Raw genomic sequence first — 19099 nt, 5'->3', positions numbered from 1 at the left:
ATTTGACTGTGGTAAGCCATATTTTCCCCTAGAAGACGGGCATTTCGTGTTTAAAACGCCGAGCAGCCCCCGAACTTTATCGGTGGATCAAGGCTAAGAAGTCACAGGCTCACCCCGGCGTGGGGCCTGATTGCTGATGCCCACGGAGATCTCTGCCCAGTCCTGAACTGCTCGCCGCCCTTCGGACACTGCCTCACGTTCTGAGGTGTTTTCGAGAAAGAGCTGTCCATTTGGCAGGTCCTGGGACATTGAATGGACAGGCGATGCCCCTTAGCAAATTCTCAAAGTTTGGAAGCTAGATGGCTTCGAGGATGCTGACGTAGTTGGCGATGCCTACGCCACCCATGTTTTGCACGGCGGCCCGCCGCGGGTTGGACAGTTGCATGGCACCGGCCGTGCCAGTGAGTTGCATGGCGGCAATGACGTGCTGGGATACACCTGTTGCGCCGACGGGGTGGCCCTTGGCCTTGAGTCCGCCGGAGACGTTGATGGGGAGTTTGCCGTCCTTGTAGACCCAGCCCTCCTCAATGGCGCGGCGTCCCTGACCGGGTTCAGCGAGGCCCATGGTCTCGTACATGAGTAGTTCCGCGATGGTGAAACAGTCATGGACCTCGGCGAAATCCAGATCCTCCAGGCCAACACCCGCCATGGCAAAAGCACGCTCAAAGGAGGTCCGAACACCGGCGAAGGCTGTGGGATCACGGCGATCGGTGGGCAGGAAATCGTTGGCCTGGCCGAAGCCTGCAAGCCGGACCGGAGCAGTGACTCCTCCCGTGGGGGAAAGCGAGAGGATGACGGCGGCAGCACCGTCGGACACGGGGGAACAGTCGGTGCGGCGCAGGGGGTCGGCAACCATCGGGTTTTTGTCAGAAACGGTGCGGCAGAATTCCTCACCGAGGTCCTTACGCAGCTGAGCGTAGGGGTTGTCCACGCCGTTGCGGTGGTTCTTTGCGGCGATGGAACCGAGCACATCACCCACAGATCCGTAGCGATTCTCGTAGTGCTTGGCGACCTCGGCAAAGAGTCCCGTGAAGCCAGTCGTGGACGGCTTGCCGGCCATGTCATAGTCGGCACCGAGCAACGCTGCACCGACTACATCGGCACCAGCGTGCGTCATCTTCTCCGCCCCAATGACCAACACCGTTTTAGCGGTACCAGCCAACAATGCTTTAGCTCCCTGCTGCATCGCCGCAGATCCAGAGGCGCAGGCGTTCTCCACGCGCGTTGCCGGCACCCCGGCAAGGTCTTCGGAAACCTGCAAGGCCAGCGATGAGGGGAACGCCAGCGGCATCATGCCGGAGTTGAACTGGCCCAGATAGATCTCATCGATCTGTCCAGGTTCAAGGCCGGAATTACTGATGGCGTCCGTGGCGACCTGAACGATCAGTGACTCCAGCGTCTCCTCAGTCAGCTTTCCGAACTTGCTGTGACCCCAGCCAGTCAGCAAGATGTCTTTGCCAAATTGTTCGCGCAGGCTCATGCCGTGGCTCCTTCAAGGTTTGAGGTGCCGGCATTGGCGGCATCGAGCCGGTTAGTAAATGTGGGTTCAGTAGCGGCTTGAATATCTTCCACCGTGACTCCGGGCGCAAGTCGAGTGAGGACTAAGGAGGGGGTGCCCGCATCAGCCGAGTTGCCGGCGTCGTTGGTTTCAATGTCAAAGACGGCGAGGTTGGTGATGATGCGGTTGACCACGCGGCGCCCGGTCAGCGGCAGGGAGCATTCGTTGACGATTTTCGGGGTGCCGTCCTTGGCGGTGTGATCGGTCAGGACGACGACGCGCGGGGTGCCGGCCACGAGGTCCATGGCGCCGCCCATGCCCTTGACCATTTTGCCGGGGATGGTCCAGTTGGCGAGGTCGCCCGTTGCGGAGACTTCCATGGCGCCCAGGATCGCGACCTTCACGTGGCCGCCGCGGATCATGCCGAAGGAGGTGGCGGAGTCGAAGATGCTGGCTCCGGGCAGCAGGGTCACTGTTTGCTTGCCCGCGTTGATCAAATCTGCGTCTTCCTCTCCCTCGTAAGGGAAGGGGCCCATGCCCAGGATGCCGTTCTCACTCTGGAGTGTGACGCGGACGCCGTCGGGCAGGTTGTTGGCGACCAGAGTGGGGATACCAATCCCTAAATTGACGTAGTCGCCGTCGTTGAGTTCTTCGGCCGCGATGGCGGCCATGTCGTTGCGGGTCCAAGCCATGATGCAGGGCTCCTTAGAAATGTGGGGTGAATTAGGCGGGGACAGTAACGGGTTCGTTCCGGGGCCGGACGGTGCGTTGTTCAATGTCCTTCACTCGTGCGGTGGCCTGGACGAGTCGTTGGATGTAAACGCCCGGGGTGACGACGTTGTTCGCGTCCAGCGCACCGGGCTCCACAATGACTTCAGCTTGCGCAATCGTCATCCGTCCGGCCGTAGCAATGACGGGGTTGAAGTTCCTTGCGGTGTATCGGTAGATCAGATTGCCATCGGTATCGGCCGTGTGGGCGTGGACCAGGGAGACATCGGCGATGATGGCCCGCTCCTGAACGTAGAGTTCGCCGTCGAATTCCGCATGTACCTTACCCTCGGCAACCAAGGTACCCACGCCTGTTTTGGTGTAGAACGCAGGGATCCCTGAACCGCCAGCGCGGAGACGCTCGGCCAGAGTGCCTTGAGGCGTAAACTCGACATCCAACTTTCCCGCCAAATACTGCTCGGCGAAGAGCTTGTTCTCACCAACATAAGAAGCAATGACCTTAGCCACCTGACCGGCCTCAAGCAATACCCCCAGGCCCTTGCCATCCACGCCCATGTTGTTAGAAACCACAGTCAGTCCCGTAACACCTGAATCCCGGACTGCCTCAATCAGATCTGCAGGGATACCGCTCAGGCCAAAACCGCCCACAGCCAACGTCATGCCGTCGTGCATCACCTCGGCCAGCGCTTGGGCGGCGCTGCTGTGAATCTTGGTCATCTGAATCTCCTCGTTGAGCTCATTCCAGGCATCGTCCACTTTATGGACTGATTGCTATTACCCCGAGCCTAGAGAGCTTCACATTAGCCTGTCAAGGCGTTACATTTCCATGAATTCGTGCGTATTTACAGTGTGGACGATACCCTTTCAAGTATCCACAATATGGACAAGAAGCCGACAGTAAGCCGACAGTAAGGGCCTTTCGATGAATCAACAACCAATTCAGGGTGCGCAGGTGGTGGGCCGGATCGCGGCGCTGCTGCGAATTGTCAGCAGGAAGCCGGAAGGATCACCCCTCATGGAAGTGGTCAAAGAATCTGGGCTGACCCGCCCTACTGTTCACCGCCTGTTGACCTCCCTCGCTGCCGAGGGACTCTTGGACCACGACGGCGCCACCGGTAACTGGGTGCTGGGACCGGAAGCGTTACTCTTGGGCTCCGTTGCGGCGGCCCGATTCCCCGTGGAGGACATTGCCCGGCCCAGTCTGCGCCGCTTAGCCGAAGAGACGGGTGAGAGTGCCTTCTTCTCCGTCCGCCGCGGCGCCGAGACCTTGTGCCTCATGCGAGAGGAAGGCGCCTTCCCCATCCGCTCGTTCGTACTCCACGAAGGTGTGCGTTTCCCCCTCGGCATTGCATCGGCCGGCATCGCGATCATGTCCTTCCTCCCCGTCGCTGAGCAAGAACAGCTCCTGGCCCGCTGGGATGAGCACGCCGGAGCATTTGCCAGCACGCAAAGCCCTGCTCTGGTCCGGGAAAAGTTAGCCCAAACTAACGCGGTGGGCTATTCGGTGAATCCCGGACTGGTGCTGGAAGGCAGCTGGGGCATGGGCGCCGCTGTCTTCGACACGCACGGCAAGCCTGCCTGGGCGCTGTCACTAACGGGAATTGAGCCGCGCTTTCGTGAAGAACGCCAAGAGTTCCTCGGCCGGCTCCTCTTGGAAGAGGCGCACCAGATCACCGGAAGACTACAAAACGGCATGAGCTAGGCGCACCGCCCGTTAGAGTTGGCGGCATGTATGAAATTGGTGAGCTGCTCTTCGGCCGAATGAATGGTCCCCTGGACATGGCCGCGACAGCCGCCACGGTGCTGGGCGCGCTCTTGCTATGTGCAGCGTTGGTACTGATTAGCCGACGCAATGATGTCGGCTGGATGCTGGCCGTAGCTGCCATGCTCTTGCCCGGACTCGCCTCAGTGCTTAAGTTCCCGCCCCTATTGTTGGATTCGCCTCTGGCATTGCTGCTGTTCGTGGCCGGAGCCGCCCTGACCATGGCAATTGCCGGTGGTGCCGCTGTATACGCCCTATTTTTATTCCGGAAGCTACCGTTGGCTGCCCCCTTGACACGCACCGTGCTGCCACGACCTTTCCGTGGGCCGGACGTTGTAGGGCCGGCGGCCGTTGCTATTGTGTATTCGCTGGCTTCATTACTGGTGGTTGCCGCAATTTTTACTGGCATACACGCCCCGCTCAGCAGTGTCCCGTGGCTCACCGTGTTACTCAATGGGTTCCTTGCCGGGCTGGCCCCAGCTGCACTGGTGGGCTTGGCGAATCGCTCTCGATGGGCCTGGATATTGTTCGTCGTCGCCGCGATAGTGGCCATTTACAGCACCGTGATGACGGCGCAGGGGTCGGTATTGATCTTCCTGTACGTGGTGCAAGCCGGCTTGGCGATTGCCGGTTGGCAGCGTTGGGGCACTCTCGCCAGCAGCCCCAACAACGCTACAGCCCCAAAATAGTCGCCTCGCTGGGCATGCACCACGAAATCAATCGTTGACACTTCCCACACACCCGTGGTGATATGAAGTGTCTTTTCGCCATGCCTGAACCGACCCGAAGGAGGACCCAATGATTGTTTCCGCAGCACCTCGCGCCCACAACATTCGTTTTGCCCTCCCCAGGAGTCGATTCACCCATGAAGTATTCTGCTGAGCAACAGCCATTCGAAAAAACCCGTAAGTCTTCCAAGCATCACCCTCCCCGCCCTGACACCAATTACTTCGGGGCACAGCTGCGCCCCGCCGACTGGAACGTCCTTGACGATTCTCTGGGCGAAAATCAGCGCTGGTCCACGTGGCCAGATCTGGAAAAACTCATGCGTGGTCCCACGCCCTATCCTGAATTGGTCATCGAGGATGCTGCCGCTATTGACACTGAACTTGGCGTGCTGAAAACCGGCAAGGAAGCGGACGTGTTCTTAATTGAGCGGGCCACCGATTCCCGCAGTGCACTGTTGGCCGCCAAACGCTACAGGTCCGCCGATCAGCGGCTGTTTCACAGATCAACCGCCTACACCGAGGGCCGTTCGGTGCGCCGTTCACGCGATGCCCGTGCCCTTGCGAAGGGCAGCAGCTACGGCCGGGAAGTGGAGGCCACCAGCTGGGCCAACGCTGAATGGACGTATCTGCGCATGGCATACGAGAATGGCATCGCCGTGCCCTATCCGGTGCAAATTTGCGGCAATGAAATTCTGATGGAATTCATTGCTGACCCCGAGAACCCGGGCGTTGCGGCCCCGCGGCTGCAAGCCACGCATCCGAGCCCTGAACAGTTACAGGGTTATTGGGATCAGCTCGTTGAGGCCATGAGCAGCTTCGCTCGGATGGGCTTCGCACACGGGGACCTCTCGCCCTATAACGTGCTGGCCGCCGGAGACCGTCTGGTCATCATTGACCTGCCGCAACTGGTGGATTTGGCTGGTAACTTCCAAGCTGCAGAGCTTTTGGCTAGGGATTGCCGGAACATGTGCGCCTGGTTTACGTCCCGCGGTTTGGAGGTCGACGACGGACACCTCCTAAGCGAACTTCTCGCCACCGCTTGGTGAGAGACCCATCCAGCGGTCCCAGACTGGTGCCACTAGCTCATACATAGCTTGGTATCCCTGGGACCGCGGATGCGCGCCGTCGCCTTCAAGGACCTGTTGCCGCCATACGGGGTGGCGTTCCAGCACGGAGAAGACTTCCACGTAGGGAACGCCCCGTGCACGGCATAGCGCCAGGAAACGGTTGGAGAGTTCGGCGATCCTGGCGTTCTGCGCATCCTCAGATACGGCTGGCGGCCCCACTACCAAGACGGAATCTCCGGAGATTGTTTCTAAGATGCGCCCTAGATTGGCGCAGGAATCATCCGGCAGAATCCGGGGTACCCCATCCACGTAGGTGGTGTCGTTCACCCCCATGGAGAGGACCACACGGGTGGGGCGCAGAGGGGACCGTCGCTGGTCGATTTCCGCGCCGATCCTGTCAAGGATTTGAGCGGAGGTATTGCCCCGAATACCCAGGTTGTAGGCGGTGATGGGCTTCCCCTCGGTGGCCTGCCGCTTTGTCAACCGTCCAATCCAACCCAGGGCAGTTTCATCCCCAATCCCAGCCACGAAGGAATCGCCGACAAAACAGATTTGCTGTGCGGCCGGACTCATGTTTATGCCTCGATCCGGCCCGGAAGGAAAGGAAGCCACGGTGCCGAGTAGATCAGCGGCGCGGTGGCACCCGACTCAACGGTGAACTTGGCCCGGCCAAACGTCCAGAACCTGTTGTGCAGGAATACGCTGACTTCAACCTCACCCCGGACTTTCCAGTTGCGCGTTCCCCACTGCGTTGGTTGGGCCTCACCGTCAACGACCACTGTGGGTCTGGGGAAGAAGCCCAGCCACGGCTTGCGAAGGGTTAGCTCAAAACGATGAAGTGTTTGTGGGGTATCAGTCACGCAGTCAGCCTACCCACATTGCGCACGCCTGATGAGCAACCGGCCCATGAAAGGCTGGCGGTACGCGAGCTGCGCCGTCGTCATTCCAAAAGTCAATAATGGTGCCTAGCGGCGATAATCACTATTGGCCCGTCATTCACGGCGTAAATGAGACGGTGCTCGTCCGTGATTCTGCGTGACCAATAGCCCGCAAGCTGGTGCTTGAGCGCCTCGGGTTTACCGATTCCATCAGCGGGCGAGCGAACACAGTCTTTAATCAGCATGTTGATGCGCCGCACAGTAGTTTTGTCGGTGCTGAGCCAGTACTGATAGTCCGCCCAACCGTTGGGTGTGAATGAGATGTTCATTCACTGAGTTCATGACTTTGTCGTTGGCCGGTCTGGTGCTGCACGATGCTTTCCATCAGATGGACAGCGTTGGCAGGAGTACGGAGCAAATAGGCAGTCTCTTCCAAAGCCTGGAAGTCCGCCAAGGACATAAGGACCGCACTGCCCTTCTTGGAAATGATCTCTACGGGCATACGGTCGTCATTGACTTGTTCGATCAGCGGAAACAGCTTAGCCCTAGCCTCGGATGCTGTGATGGCCATAGCGCACCTCCTCAAGTGGTACTAAATAATGTACCACTGGCAGCTGGTGGCGGAACGGTCAGGAGTGCGCTCTCAGCACATGAGCTCCGCCCGCCCCGGCAGCATGTACGGCCGGGCCGGCACTGGCAGTTTCGTCAACAACCCCCAGCAAGATGATCTAGCCTTCAGGAATGGATAATGCAGCGCAACAGCTCGGGAACGCAGCCACCACGTGGTGGAGCGCAGTCCTGGCTGGCTTTACTCGGACCGACCCACTCAGCGTTCCCGCTGGCATCCTTTTGGGCATCCTGGCAGTTGCCATCGTGCTGAGCATTCCGCGTGTCACGTGGCGCTGGTTCGGCTTGTATGTAACCTTTGTGCACGAACTTGGCCACGCCTTTGCTGCTCTCATGACCGGGCGAGTGGTGCATGGACTGAAGATCGGGCTAGATCATTCCGGCCAGCTGGTAAGCAGTGGCCGCCGCGGTTTTAGCGCCACCTGGTCTGGTTTTTGGGGCTATCCGGCACCTGCCGTTGTAGGGCTGGCGCTTGTTTGGTCAGTCTCGGCAGGCTGGGCCGGTGCGGCGGCCTCCATCGGCGCGCTGATCCTCCTGCTCGCCCTGATATTCTTGCGGAATTTTACCGGGATCGTCGTTGCCCTACTGAGCGCGGCCATCGCCCAAACCCTTGTCATGTTCGCCGATGCGCAGACTGTCAGCTGGGCGATCTTGGCCTTAGGAATCGCGTTGGGAGTCGGCTCGGTGCGCGACTTTTTCAAGGTCGCAGCCGTCCATACCCGCCGCCGCAACCAGCTCACCAGCTCCGACGCGTACCTGCTCGCCCAGGCGACCCGAACGCCGTCGTTCATCTGGCTCACCGGCTTTGCCCTCGTCATTGGTGGCTCGGCAGCCTGCTCGGCGTACTTCGTGTGGGGAATGCTGGCCAGATAACGCTCAATCCTGCTGATAATCTTGCTCAGTGCGAGGTGGCCCAGCCGCGCAAAACCGCTGGTGGGGACACCTACAAACGCACTTGGGGAAGTACATGATTGAGCATCCGGAAAAGTCTACAAAGCGTTCGAAAAGGCCGATGGTCATCGCTGCCATCGCCGCAATCGTGACCCTCTCAATGGGATGGCTGGTGGCCGATAATTTCTTTGCTTCTGAGGATTCAAACACCGTTCCGCTGACGAACGCAGCGCCCCTCTTTGTGGCGGACGAGTTCGGGTTTTCGGTCAAGTTTCCGGCAGTACCGGAGCGCCAGGACCAGGCCCTCAACTCCGGCGGGCAAGATCTGACCGTCACCACTTTCAGCGCGGGGGAACTGGACTCCGGCTTCGGATTGTCCACCACGTTGGCCCAGTGCACACCCGTAGGCAAGGACCTCGACGCCCGTTTGCAGGCCTCCGCCGCTGGCGCTATCCAGGGCGCCGCAAAGTCAACTGGCTTCTCTCCCACGGTGAATTCACAGACACCCTTCACCGTTGCCGGGAGCCCTGGCTTGCAGACCGATTTCACCCTAACCGAGGGCTCAGACACGCTCCATGTCATGTCGGCCGTTGTGATCAACGGCCCGCGCTTCTACACTTTGTCAGCCAACAACCCGAGCGAGGAGAGCTGGTCAAACTTCCTCGGCTCGTTCACCATCACCAAAGACCCCGCTGCATTACCCGAGTGCGCCCCCTTGGCCGGAAGCTAGACGGTGGTCTTCACTGCGTAGTGGAGATGTACGACGCCGTTGCCAAAGCGTTGCTGTCCCAGCAGTTCCAGCCGGGTTTCCTTGATCTCGGGAAGTGCTGGTTTCCCTCCCCCGACCAGCACGGGTGAGATGAAGAGGTGAATTTCATCCACCAATCCGGCGCGCAATGCTTGGCCGCCCAGTTCGGCCCCTCCCACGGAGAGGTCATGATCGGCGTCGGCCTTCATGCGGCGGATGGTCTCGGGATCAAAAACGCGTTCGATCCTGGTCCGTGATGTTGACACCTCCTCCAGGGTTTTGGAGAACACCACCTTGTCCGTGCCGTGCCACAAGGTGGCGTAGTCCCGCATCACCTTGATGAGATCTGTTTTCCCGTAGAACTCTTCCCAGACTTGCAGTGTCTGGTACATGCGGCGCCCCAACAGGAACGTGCCAATGTCCTCTTGCAGATTGTTGATGCAGCTGTGGACTTCATCGTCCGGCATAGCCCACCCAAAGCCGCCATCCTTGTCCTCGATGTAGCCGTCCAGCGACGTGATGGCTGCGTAAATGAGCTTGCCCATGGTGCGCGTCTCCCTGCAGAATCTGGCCCGGTGTTCAATCTGGTCCGGTTGTTCACCAGTATTCGCGCATTGGGCGGAGCTGGAAAGCTATTTGCCCATCTTTTTCAGGAGCCATTTCACGATTTGGTCCGTTTGGTTTCCGAACGGGTTTTCATCAACAACGTAAGTCCATGTGGTGGATCCGCTGCGGATGCCTGCAGCGTCAAGATCAATATGCCCGTCAACGACTTCTAAGGACTCCACGGTTTCCAGTGCATTGGTGCGGGCGTCTTCGAGGAAGCCTTCAAAGGTCCTGATGGTCTCCCTCCGGAATTCATCCAACGGGTTTTGCCGGCCTAGCGCGCGCAAGTGGATTGCGGCCCGCTGCTCCGAAAGCTGGGCCAGGTGGTCACTCCAAAGTGCGTCAAGTTCAAAGAGCATCACGGCACGGCATACGCGGGCCAGTTCTTCTTCACCAAGGGCACTGCGCAAGTGTTCCAAACGGTCGCCGACTTCTCCGTCGGCACGTTCCGCCAACGCGTACAGCGCCGCATCCCTCTCATGGAGGAACGTCTGGCGGTCGGCCAGCACCACGTTTCGCTGGTAGGCGATTAGCTCGTTGTACTTCCACGAGTTCTGCTGCGTGGTGAAGCGTTCGGCCTCGGCGAGCCGCTGCGCCTTGTCCAAGAGCGAGGACACCCCCGCTCTGGTGACCAGTCCGGCGTCGTCCGCTTCATGGGCCACCGAGTCGGTGAGTTCCAGACCATGCGCTTCCTGCCCGTTGGCGGCGGGGTCCTCCATGCTGGAGAAAATGAGGCTGGCTCCGGGATCACCCTGCCGCCCGGCCCGGCCCCGCAGCTGCGCGTCCAGTCGAGGCGAATAAAAGCGGCCCACGATGATGACTAGCAGCCCACCCAGGGCAGCCACGTCGGCATGCGCGGCGGGATCCACGGGTGTCCCGCCCAGCAGAATGTCGGTGCCACGGCCAGCCATCTGCGTCGAAACGGTGATGCTCCCCCGGCGCCCGGCCTGGGCAATGATCTGCGCTTCGAGGCTGTCATTGCGGGCGTTGAGAACCTGAGGGTCGATTCCCGCCGCCGTCAGAAGCTGCGCAAAACGCTCGGACGTTGCTACGTCGTGGGTGCCTAGAAGAACCGGCTGGCCGGTGGCGTGAGCTGCCTGCACCGCCACCACCACGGCGGCATCGCGCTGGGCGGCCGTGGCGTAAATCTTCTCGGGCATATCCGTACGGATGCACGGTTTATGGGAGTCCACCCGGCCGGCGTCGAGCTCGTAATGCGTGCGCAGATACTCCGCAACAGCCACAGCGGTGCCGCTCATGCCGGTGACGGTGGTGAAACTCTTGATCAGATCCCGCACCAACAACTGGTCCAGAATCTCGCCCTGCTCGGTTTTGTGCAGCCCTTCCTTGGTTTCCACGGCAGCCTGCAAGCCATCGGGCCAGCGCTGCAACGCAGCCACCCGTCCGCGGGAATCGGAAACAATCTCGGCCTTGCCGTCGCGCACAATGTAGTCAACGTCGCGCTGCAGCAGGACCTGCGCATGCAGCGCCGTATTGATGGAGGAAAAGAGCGGGGTCCCTGCCGCCGAATAAAGTTCGACGCCGGGCCACCTCGCCTCCACTTGGGCCAGCCCCACGTCGGTGAGCGAAACGTTCCGTTTGTCCGGTTCAACGGTGAAGTCGATGCCTGGACGCAGCGCCTTGACGAAGTCCGCTACATCCACGGATTGCAACTCGCTGCGCGCCCGGCCCGCCAAAACCAGCGGAACCGTGGCTTCATCCACCAGAACGGAGTCAATTTCATCCACGATGCACACGTCAAAGGGCTGCAAGGTGGCTTGCTCCGGTTCGGTGCAGGTGCGGTCCCGGAGGACGTCGAAGCCGAGCTCGTTGACGGAAACGTAGACGACGTCCGCTGCATAGGACTGGCGGCGCTCTTGCGGTTCCATGGCCTCAGTAACTGCAGCTACTTCAACGCCAAGTAGCTCAAAGAATGGTTTCATCCAGGCTGCATCACGCTGCGCCAAGTAGTCATTGACGGTCAGGACATGCACGCGGCGGCCGCGAAGCGCCTGTGCTCCGGCAACCAGTGCACCCACCATGGTTTTACCTTCGCCGGTGTCCATCTCCACCACGGTGCCCTCCAGCATGGTGGCAGCAGCCAAAAGCTGGGTGTCGAACAGTGCCATATCCAAAGTCTCTTGGACGAAAACCTTGGCAGCAGCAAGGTATTTCTCCAGGTCGGCATCACCCCACGCGGCACTATCGGGTAGCTGTTGCAACAGGCTGCGCGCTTGCTCCCCCGTTAAGGTGGTGGCCCTGGCTGCGGCCCGGGCAACTAGCCCGCTGTGCGTTGCCGTATCTGCGACGCCCGGGGCATTGAAGAGCCAGCTCTTGAATTTCTTAGGGAGAAGCAAGGGTCCTCGAGTCATGGGGAGTTCAAATAGCCGGTAATCCCCACGGTACTCATGGCATGACGCGGAACACAATCACGGGGGTAAACTTCGCCGGGTTATCGTGCTCAGCAACGCTCATCGGGGCGCAGGGCGGGCTCAGCGCGGGGCGGGCGGGCTCGGCGCGGGGCGGGTGGGCTCGCGGTGGGCCATCTAAATCCACGCGGGACCGCAAGGAAAGGACGCTCTATTCGAAGTGCGCCGCTCCAAGTACCGCGGGCGCAACCGGCTCGCCGTCCTGCGCTCCGCTCGTGGTGCCCTGCTCAGCCACGTTCTCCACGGCATCGAGTCCGCTGGTAATCTCACCCATCACGGTGTACCCGCCAGCAGCATCCCGGCCAATGGTGGTATCGCCGTAAACAATAAAGAACTGACTGCCATGACTGTTCGGTTTGCTGGTGCGTGCCATGGCGAGAGTGCCACGCTTGTACACATTGTTATCCGGCGCGTTTTCAACAGGACCAAAGTTATAGCCAGGACCACCCGTTCCGGTTCCCGTGGGATCACCGCACTGCAGAATATCGAAGCCACCCGTGGTCAGGCGGTGACACTTGGTATCGACGAAGAAGTCAGTCTGCGCCAAATGCAAGAACGACGCCACCGCCTGCGGAGCCTTGTCGCCAAACAACGTCACACCCAGTTCAGCACCGTTGAACTCCAAAGTGCCGTGCCACTGGCGACCTTCAGCTTTAGCGAGGTCAGGGGCAACCACATCCGCGGCATCCCCAGCCTCTTGATCGCTGCCCTCCCCCACCTTGGACATCAGCGCCATCCCGCCGCCGACAATGACTCCCAGCGCCACAAGCAACCCGACAATCAGAAGGACCATATTCTTGGAATTGGCGGCGACAGCTGGTTTGGCTTGAGGATTATGCATGCCGCTCAGTCTAGAAGAGATCTACACTTCCCCTGCCACCATTACAAACTGCTCCGCGCCATCACAGCATCAATTTCGGCCGCACTGACCCCGTTGTTGAGCAGGAAATTCCGCACGTCGATGGTCTCAGCAAATTCCTGCACAGCTGCACCACGCCCCTGCACCACCTCTTCCATCTCCGCCGCATCCAGGTGCCGCTCGTAGGGGTGCTTCACCGGCGAGACCAAATGCCATTCATTGATACCGCGCGCCGCCAGCTCATCTTCAGCCAGGGTCCGCCCAGTCTGCCCCTGCATGGTCAGCAACATCGTGGCGATCAACCCGGTCCGATCCCGCCCGGCAGAACAGTGAATCACCACCTTGCCCTCCGCGGCCGCCAGCTCATTGAAAACCCTTGCAACCTGAAGTGGGAAAAGTCGCACGATGTCCGTATAAAGCCGGGGATGGTTCATGTAGGGGTGGAAAAGTTCCCGATACATAGGATCGTCCGGGTCTTCCGTTGGTGAATGTACGACGGCGAACCTTAGCTGAGCATCTTCTCTCACCACCGGGTCTGTGGGCCTGCGCTTGCGTTCGCCCGGGTTCCGCAGGTCGATGATGGTGCGCACGCCGTCGTCGTAGAGCTGTTCCCAGCCACGCTCGGTGAGCCACTCACTGCGGCCCATCCGGTAGATGTCACCGGCAAGTTGGCGGGCGTTGACAGCGCCTTCCCACTGCGGGCCGAGCTGATCTTCGGGGGACTTCATCTCAGCGTTCTTTCTCTAGGCGGAAGTCAAGCCCGTTGCGGACTTGCGGCCATTCAGCGGCCAAGATGGAAAAGACCACGGTGTCTCTCAAACTTCCATCAGCCAAGCGCCTATGTGCCCGCAAGATGCCGTCCTGTTTGGCACCGAGGCGGGCAATAGCCTCCCGCGATTGCGTATTCATCCAATGCGTGTGAAATTCCACCACCTCGCAGCCAAGCGTCTCAAACGCGTACTCCAGTAAAAGCTTTTTACTGTCCGGGTTGGTTCCCGTACCCTGCGCACTGAGCGCATTCCACGTGGCACCTATTGCGAGCCGGGGAACATTGAGGTCAATGGCGTAATAACTGGTCAGTCCAATCACCCTGCCCGGCTCCCCCGTTACGGGATCATTGCGCCGCGCCGTGAATGACAGCTCAGTTCCGGCCTCATGCGCGGCTAGGCGCTTCTCAATATCGGCGCGCATATCCTCAGGACGCGGCACTGTGGTGTACCAAAGGTTCCACAGTTCGCCGTCGGTCGCCGCGGCGACCAGATCATCGTGATGGTCCAGACTCAGTGGCTCGAGGGTGACATATTTACCGCGGAGGGTGACGGGTTCAAGGGAGCTCATGAAACCACTTTAGGGCCCGAGATATCTTCTTGCCCTCGACCAGTCCGTTTGCACAGTGGCATGGCGTAAGGCAGCGACCAGCTGAACGCGTTTAAGCAGACGAAAGTTGGCGCCATGAGCAAGTAACAGCCTCTTGTCCCACGGGATTTTCCAGAAGATGCGATCAACATCGCCGTCTTCTGAGAGCAGTATGGGATCCAGTAGCGCCACGGCCGCTTCTTCATCCAGCACTCCGCCACTACCAGCCTTGCTCGCCAAGGGGGTCAGTGCGCAATACAGCAGCAGGTGCCGCGTCAGGCTAGAGCTAATAACAGCGAGATGAGCTTCCGCAATGGGGAAACTGAACTCCCGTGGCTGATGCAAGGCATCTGCCCCGCCAACCACCTGGAGCAGCAGCTTATGCTCATGCCTAGTCACAAACGGGAGCCATGAGGATTCGCGGCTAAAGACAATCTCATCCATGAGCCCACCTTAACTCTTTGCACCCAGACGACCCTTAACTCCTTGCGCCCAGACCACCCACCCTTTGGTTGACACATCAACTTATTGCATGACATGATTTTATTGAAGCTTCAATGATTTGATGCTCGGCGCTTCATCCAGAAGGCCTGCCCCATGACCCCAAAAGAGACGTTGAGAATCCCATGAACAACCTTGCCCTGAACACAGCAGCCCGAACCATCCTTCGCATTGTGGTTGGCTTCCTCTTCGCAGCCCACGGCTGGCAGAAGTACAACGAATTCACCATCGCCGGAACCCAGGGAGCATTTGCCCAGATGGGCGTCCCTGCCGCTGACGTGATCGCACCGATTATTGCAACACTGGAACTGGTGGGTGGAATCGCCCTGATCTTGGGCCTGGCAACGCGCCCGTTCGCAGCACTGCTGACATTGAACATGCTCGGCGCCATCATTCTGGTCCACGCCTCCGCGGGCGTATTCGTAGAAGGTGGCGGCTACGAGCTGGTACTGCTCCTGGGCGCATCGGCTCTGGCGGTTGCTTTGGTGGGCCCCGGCAAGTTGTCGCTGGACAATGCCCTGTTTGGACGCTCCACGTCCAAGTTGCGCGTCCTAGCATAACCTCCCCTGAAGTAAACAAGGCGCACGACTCCATCAGGAGCCGTGCGCCTTTATTTATACGCAGCCGGGCCCCTCGGAGCTGCGGCAGTATCATTGTGCCGCAGCTCCACCGGGCGTGGCGTGCGTATAAATAAAGTCCACTTTGGCTATACGCGGATCCAGCACTCGGAATTGCGCATAAACCAAATAATGGACGCCCAACGCCTGCACGGGCAGACTTTCACCATGAGCTACTCACTACAAATAGTGGTTGACTGCACCAATCCGCACGAACTTGCTGATTGGTGGGCAGAAACCATGGGCTGGCAGGTGGAGCCCTCCGATGAAGAGTTCATCCGTTCCATGGTCGCCAAAGGTTTCGCCACCGAGGAGCAAACCACGCTCCACCATGGCATCCTCGTTTGGGCAGATGGCCAAGCCATCAACCCAAACGCGGACACGAGCGCCGGAGCGCCCCGCATCTTGTTCCAGCGCACCGATCAGGAAAAGCGAGGCAAGAACCGCATTCATTGGGACGTGCGGATCGGCGATGACGACAAAGCGACGGTTCGCACCAATTTGGAAGCCCGCGGTGCCACCTTCCTCTGGGAAGCCAGCCAAGGACCGCATACCTGGTTCACCATGGCAGACCCCGAAGGCAACGAGTTCTGCATCAGTTAGTGAGCGCAGCAAGACATCCACTGCGCTCTAGCTCACCCTGCCAGCTAAGATCGTTAGCGTGAACGCAACGAATCTTCCTCCCCAGGTATCTGACATCTTCGATCCCACCCGCTGGCGCGTGGTTGAGGGCTTCGACTTCACCGACATGAGCTACCACCGCCAGGTGGAACGGACCGAGGAAGGCGAGATCCTCAAGGATCTCCCCACCGTCCGCATCGCCTTCAACCGCCCGGAAGTACGCAATGCGTTCCGCCCCGGCACCGTTGATGAGTTGTACCGCGCCATGGATCACGCCCGCATGACCCCGGATGTGGCCACCGTACTGCTGACCGGCAACGGCCCCTCCCCCAAGGACGGCGGCCACTCCTTCTGCTCCGGCGGCGATCAGCGCATCCGCGGTCGCGACGGCTACCGGTACGCAGAGGGCGAAACCAAGGAAACCATTGACCCGGCCCGCGCCGGACGCCTCCACATTCTGGAAGTTCAGCGCCTCATGCGCACCATGCCCAAGGTGGTCATTGCCGTGGTCAACGGCTGGGCAGCGGGCGGCGGACACTCCCTCCACGTGGTCTCTGATTTGACCATCGCCTCTCGCCAACACGGCAAGTTCAAGCAGACGGACGCCACCGTGGGAAGTTTCGACGCCGGATACGGCTCGGCTTTGCTGGCCCGCCAGATCGGTCAGAAGAAAGCTCGGGAAATCTTCTTCCTAGCCCGTGAATACTCGGCCGAGGATATGGTCGCCATGGGTGCCGTCAACGAGGCCGTGGACCACAAAGACCTAGAAAACGTGGCCCTGGAATACGCGGCAGATATTGCCCGTCAGTCCCCGCAGGCCATCCGCATGCTCAAGTTCGCCTTCAACCTGGCCGACGACGGCCTCGCCGGCCAGCAGGTCTTCGCCGGCGAAGCCACCCGCCTGGCCTACATGACCGATGAAGCCGTGGAGGGCAAGGAAGCGTTCTTGGAAAAACGCGATCCCGACTGGTCCTCCTTCCCCTACTACTTCTAACTACAGGCGAGCATGTTCATCGAACCCCTCCTCAAGGCCCTCTCCGAAGCACTCGCAGGCGAAGGCCCCGCAGTCCAGATCGCCCCTGACGGTAGCTTCACGCTCATCCCCCAAAGCGAGCTGGGACTCGCCGAAGGAAGCAAAACCGAGATTGCCGCCGTCGTACTTACCTCGGGGAGCACGGGCACACCCAAGCGGACCATGCTCAGCGTCGAGGCGCTGGCGGCGTCGTCCGTGGGCACGGCGCTGACACTGCAGGGCGAGGGCCAGTGGCTGCTCGCGCTGCCCATGAATTACGTAGCCGGGCTGCAGGTTCTGGTGCGCAGCCTGTTCGCCGGAACGCGCCCGTGGGCCATGGATCTGAGCGGCGGATTCACCCCCGAAGCGTTCACCGAGGCCGCCCTTGAGCTGACCGACAAGATGCGTTTCACCTCGCTGGTCCCCACGCAGCTCAGCCGCCTGCTGAGGAATCCGAGCGCCGAAACGCTGACCGTGTTGCGCCGTTTCAACGCGATCCTGCTCGGCGGCGGGCCCATCAACCCCGTGCTGCTCGAGGCCGCGCGCGGTGCCGGGCTGAACGTGGTCACCACCTACGGCATGTCCGAGACGTGCGGCGGTTGCGTGTACGACGGCGTCCCGCTCGAGGGCGTGCGCGTCGCCATCCGCGAGGGCCGGGTCTGGCTCGGCGGGGAGGTGGTGGCGGCCGGGTATCTGGGCAATGCCGCGCTCACCGAGGCGTCTTTCTCCGAGGAAGAGGACGACGGCGAGATGGTGCGTTGGTATAAAAGCGGCGACTTGGGCGAGCTGGATGGTGAGGGACGGCTGCGGGTGCTTGGCCGCGTTGACGACGTGATCATCACCGGCGGGCTGAAGGTTTCTGCCGGTGCCGTGACCGATGGTTTGCACCGGGTACAGGGCGTTCGCGAGGCGTTTGTGCTTCCTGTTCCGTCCGCGGAGTGGGGACAGCAGGTGGCCGCTATGGTGGTTGGCTCGTGCACCGAGGCCGAACTGCTGGCCGCGGCCGGCACCCTGATGGAGCCGCATCTTCTCCCTAAGACTGTGGTGTTCGTCTCCGAGTTGCCACTGCTGCCCAATGGAAAGCCTGATAGGACGGCAATTTTGGCGGCATTGCTCGGTGCTGCGCAAGCAGTCTGAGTTAAGAAAAGGGGCAGAATAAGCCTTAGCCCCAGTCTCTGGGCCGCCATCATCTTGTTTGCTAACGTTTTACGAGTTCTAAAGGAGTACCGCTGTGGCCACTGTGGGTCAATGGATTGCCGGAGCCCGTCTGAGGACCCTTCCCATGGCAGTGGCTCCGGTCATCATCGGTACGGCTGCAGCCTACGATCTTGGTGGGCTGAATTGGGGGCGCGCAATTTTGGCGATGCTGGTCGCCTTGCTCCTGCAGATTGGCGTGAACTACGCCAACGACTACTCCGACGGCATCCGCGGCACCGACGAGGTCAGGGTTGGCCCGCTGCGCTTGGTGGGTAGCGGTGTGGCGAAACCGTCGCACGTGAAAATGGCGGCATTCACCATGTTTGGTCTGGCCATGCTGGCCGGTCTGGGCTTGGTCCTCGCCTCGAGCGCGTGGTGGCTACTGCTGGTGGGCGCTGGCGCGGTGCTCGCTGCGTGGGGTTACACCGGAGGGAAGAATCCCTACGGCTACATGGGTCTGGGCGATGTCTTCGTCTTTGTGTTCTTTGGCCCCGTGGCAACCCTGGGCACCACCTTCACCCAGGCCGGGCAGGTGAGCCCGGCGGCAGTGTTGGGTTCCATCGCAACGGGACTGATCGCCGTCGCACTTTTGATGGCCAACAATGTCCGCGACATCCCCACCGATACCGAGGTGGGCAAACGGACCCTCGCCGTGCGGTTGGGGGACAAGAACGCCCGGCTCAGCTACGTGGTGATGCTGGCGTTGTCGGTGGGCCTGATGATGTTCCTGGTGCCGAGCAAGCCGTGGATTTTGTTGCTCCTGCTGCTGGTGCCGGCCATGCTGATGCCCAGCTGGCTGATGCTCAAGGGCAAGAAGCGCAAGAGTCTGATCCCGGTATTACAGCAAACGGGACTGCTCAACCTCGGATTCAGCGTACTTTTTGCCGTAGCCATGGTGATGACCGCGCTCTAGAGCCGACATTCCGAGCCGAGCGAGTCGGGGCCGAGTGAGTCGGGGCCGGTCGAATAGGGG

23 protein-coding genes are annotated in these 19099 nt (G+C 60.4%); 10 read left to right on the top strand and 13 right to left on the bottom strand.

The features are described 5' to 3' along the window. Positions 1 to 295 precede the first annotated feature (295 nt). From AB0O97_RS14685 to AB0O97_RS14675, 3 genes are read right to left on the bottom strand one after another with little or no spacing between them, the layout of a single operon-like run. Positions 296 to 1480, bottom strand: a complete 1185-nt coding sequence (locus AB0O97_RS14685; RefSeq protein ID WP_363883684.1) for an acetyl-CoA acetyltransferase — start codon at positions 1478 to 1480, stop codon at positions 296 to 298. Beyond that, positions 1477 to 2190 (bottom strand): CoA transferase subunit B, encoded by a 714-nt coding sequence (locus AB0O97_RS14680; protein ID WP_363883682.1) that lies wholly within the window; start codon positions 2188 to 2190, stop codon positions 1477 to 1479. The genes AB0O97_RS14685 and AB0O97_RS14680 overlap by 4 nt, the downstream gene beginning before the upstream one ends. A 31-nt stretch (positions 2191 to 2221) precedes the next feature. Then, positions 2222 to 2944, bottom strand: coding sequence for a CoA transferase subunit A (locus tag AB0O97_RS14675; RefSeq protein ID WP_363883680.1), 723 nt, complete (start codon positions 2942 to 2944; stop codon positions 2222 to 2224). A 205-nt stretch (positions 2945 to 3149) separates the two neighbouring features. Between AB0O97_RS14675 and AB0O97_RS14670 the strand changes: the two genes are divergently transcribed. The 3 genes from AB0O97_RS14670 (at position 3150) to AB0O97_RS14660 (ending at position 5763) form a co-directional block, all read left to right on the top strand. Continuing rightward, on the top strand, positions 3150 to 3929 hold the full coding sequence (locus AB0O97_RS14670) for an IclR family transcriptional regulator (RefSeq protein WP_363883678.1): 780 nt from the start codon (positions 3150 to 3152) through the stop codon (positions 3927 to 3929). Positions 3930 to 3955: 26 nt separating this feature from the next. Continuing rightward, entirely contained in the window at positions 3956 to 4678 is a 723-nt protein-coding gene (locus AB0O97_RS14665; protein ID WP_363883676.1) for a hypothetical protein, read from the top strand. A 176-nt stretch (positions 4679 to 4854) separates the two neighbouring features. After that, positions 4855 to 5763: an RIO1 family regulatory kinase/ATPase gene (locus AB0O97_RS14660; protein WP_363883674.1), complete on the top strand. Its 909-nt coding sequence runs from the start codon at positions 4855 to 4857 to the stop codon at positions 5761 to 5763. Here AB0O97_RS14660 and AB0O97_RS14655 read toward each other — a convergent pair. The 4 genes from AB0O97_RS14655 to AB0O97_RS14640 form a co-directional block, all read right to left on the bottom strand. Beyond that, positions 5734 to 6357 carry a GDSL-type esterase/lipase family protein gene (locus AB0O97_RS14655; protein WP_363883672.1) on the bottom strand — a complete coding sequence of 208 codons (624 nt, stop codon included), beginning with the start codon at positions 6355 to 6357 and terminating at the stop codon, positions 5734 to 5736. The genes AB0O97_RS14660 and AB0O97_RS14655 overlap by 30 nt on opposite strands. 2 nt (positions 6358 to 6359) lie before the next feature. After that, the gene (locus tag AB0O97_RS14650; protein ID WP_363883670.1) at positions 6360 to 6644 is read right to left on the bottom strand and encodes a hypothetical protein; all 285 of its coding nucleotides are present in this window, start codon (positions 6642 to 6644) and stop codon (positions 6360 to 6362) included. 92 nt (positions 6645 to 6736) lie between these two features. Then, positions 6737 to 6991, bottom strand: a complete 255-nt coding sequence (locus AB0O97_RS14645; RefSeq protein WP_363883668.1) for a Txe/YoeB family addiction module toxin — start codon at positions 6989 to 6991, stop codon at positions 6737 to 6739. Further along, the gene (locus tag AB0O97_RS14640; RefSeq protein WP_363883667.1) at positions 6988 to 7233 is read right to left on the bottom strand and encodes a type II toxin-antitoxin system prevent-host-death family antitoxin; all 246 of its coding nucleotides are present in this window, start codon (positions 7231 to 7233) and stop codon (positions 6988 to 6990) included. The genes AB0O97_RS14645 and AB0O97_RS14640 overlap by 4 nt, the downstream gene beginning before the upstream one ends. 170 nt (positions 7234 to 7403) lie before the next feature. Between AB0O97_RS14640 and AB0O97_RS14635 the strand changes: the two genes are divergently transcribed. Both AB0O97_RS14635 and AB0O97_RS14630 read left to right on the top strand, forming a co-directional pair. After that, on the top strand, positions 7404 to 8162 hold the full coding sequence (locus AB0O97_RS14635; RefSeq protein WP_363883665.1) for a M50 family metallopeptidase: 759 nt from the start codon (positions 7404 to 7406) through the stop codon (positions 8160 to 8162). 139 nt (positions 8163 to 8301) lie between these two features. Next, on the top strand, positions 8302 to 8910 hold the full coding sequence (locus AB0O97_RS14630; RefSeq protein ID WP_363883663.1) for a hypothetical protein: 609 nt from the start codon (positions 8302 to 8304) through the stop codon (positions 8908 to 8910). Here the strand turns inward: AB0O97_RS14630 and AB0O97_RS14625 are convergent. The 6 genes from AB0O97_RS14625 to AB0O97_RS14600 form a co-directional block, all read right to left on the bottom strand. Then, complete coding sequence (locus tag AB0O97_RS14625; protein WP_363842774.1) at positions 8907 to 9473, bottom strand: dihydrofolate reductase family protein; 567 nt, start codon at positions 9471 to 9473, stop codon at positions 8907 to 8909. The two genes, AB0O97_RS14630 and AB0O97_RS14625, sit on opposite strands and share 4 nt — an antisense overlap. 87 nt (positions 9474 to 9560) lie before the next feature. Further along, positions 9561 to 11906 (bottom strand): accessory Sec system translocase SecA2, encoded by a 2346-nt coding sequence (secA2, locus tag AB0O97_RS14620; protein WP_363883662.1) that lies wholly within the window; start codon positions 11904 to 11906, stop codon positions 9561 to 9563. Positions 11907 to 12114: 208 nt separating this feature from the next. Beyond that, positions 12115 to 12804: a peptidylprolyl isomerase gene (locus AB0O97_RS14615; RefSeq protein WP_363883660.1), complete on the bottom strand. Its 690-nt coding sequence runs from the start codon at positions 12802 to 12804 to the stop codon at positions 12115 to 12117. Positions 12805 to 12845: 41 nt separating this feature from the next. Then, entirely contained in the window at positions 12846 to 13550 is a 705-nt protein-coding gene (locus tag AB0O97_RS14610; RefSeq protein ID WP_363883658.1) for a tyrosine-protein phosphatase, read from the bottom strand. A gap of 1 nt (position 13551) precedes the next feature. Next, positions 13552 to 14160, bottom strand: coding sequence for a GNAT family protein (locus AB0O97_RS14605; protein ID WP_363883656.1), 609 nt, complete (start codon positions 14158 to 14160; stop codon positions 13552 to 13554). Positions 14161 to 14169: 9 nt separating this feature from the next. Further along, positions 14170 to 14622 carry a DUF6357 family protein gene (locus tag AB0O97_RS14600; RefSeq protein WP_363883654.1) on the bottom strand — a complete coding sequence of 151 codons (453 nt, stop codon included), beginning with the start codon at positions 14620 to 14622 and terminating at the stop codon, positions 14170 to 14172. Positions 14623 to 14804: 182 nt separating this feature from the next. On the opposite strand from AB0O97_RS14600, the gene AB0O97_RS14595 reads away from it, so the two are divergent. From AB0O97_RS14595 to AB0O97_RS14575, 5 genes are all read left to right on the top strand, one after another. After that, positions 14805 to 15239 (top strand): DoxX family protein, encoded by a 435-nt coding sequence (locus tag AB0O97_RS14595; protein ID WP_363883652.1) that lies wholly within the window; start codon positions 14805 to 14807, stop codon positions 15237 to 15239. Between the two features lie 225 nt (positions 15240 to 15464). Beyond that, entirely contained in the window at positions 15465 to 15899 is a 435-nt protein-coding gene (locus AB0O97_RS14590; protein WP_363842755.1) for a VOC family protein, read from the top strand. 49 nt (positions 15900 to 15948) lie between these two features. Then, on the top strand, positions 15949 to 16911 hold the full coding sequence (locus AB0O97_RS14585; protein WP_363883690.1) for a 1,4-dihydroxy-2-naphthoyl-CoA synthase: 963 nt from the start codon (positions 15949 to 15951) through the stop codon (positions 16909 to 16911). Positions 16912 to 16923: 12 nt separating this feature from the next. Next, positions 16924 to 18066 (top strand): AMP-binding protein, encoded by a 1143-nt coding sequence (locus tag AB0O97_RS14580; protein WP_363883650.1) that lies wholly within the window; start codon positions 16924 to 16926, stop codon positions 18064 to 18066. Positions 18067 to 18160: 94 nt separating this feature from the next. Then, positions 18161 to 19039: a 1,4-dihydroxy-2-naphthoate polyprenyltransferase gene (locus AB0O97_RS14575; protein WP_363883648.1), complete on the top strand. Its 879-nt coding sequence runs from the start codon at positions 18161 to 18163 to the stop codon at positions 19037 to 19039. Positions 19040 to 19099: the final 60 nt, after the last annotated feature.

This window comes from Specibacter sp. NPDC078692 (assembly GCF_040686835.1).
Classification (GTDB): Bacteria; Actinomycetota; Actinomycetes; order Actinomycetales; family Micrococcaceae; genus Specibacter.
This window is presented reverse-complemented; position numbering and strand designations above follow the sequence as displayed.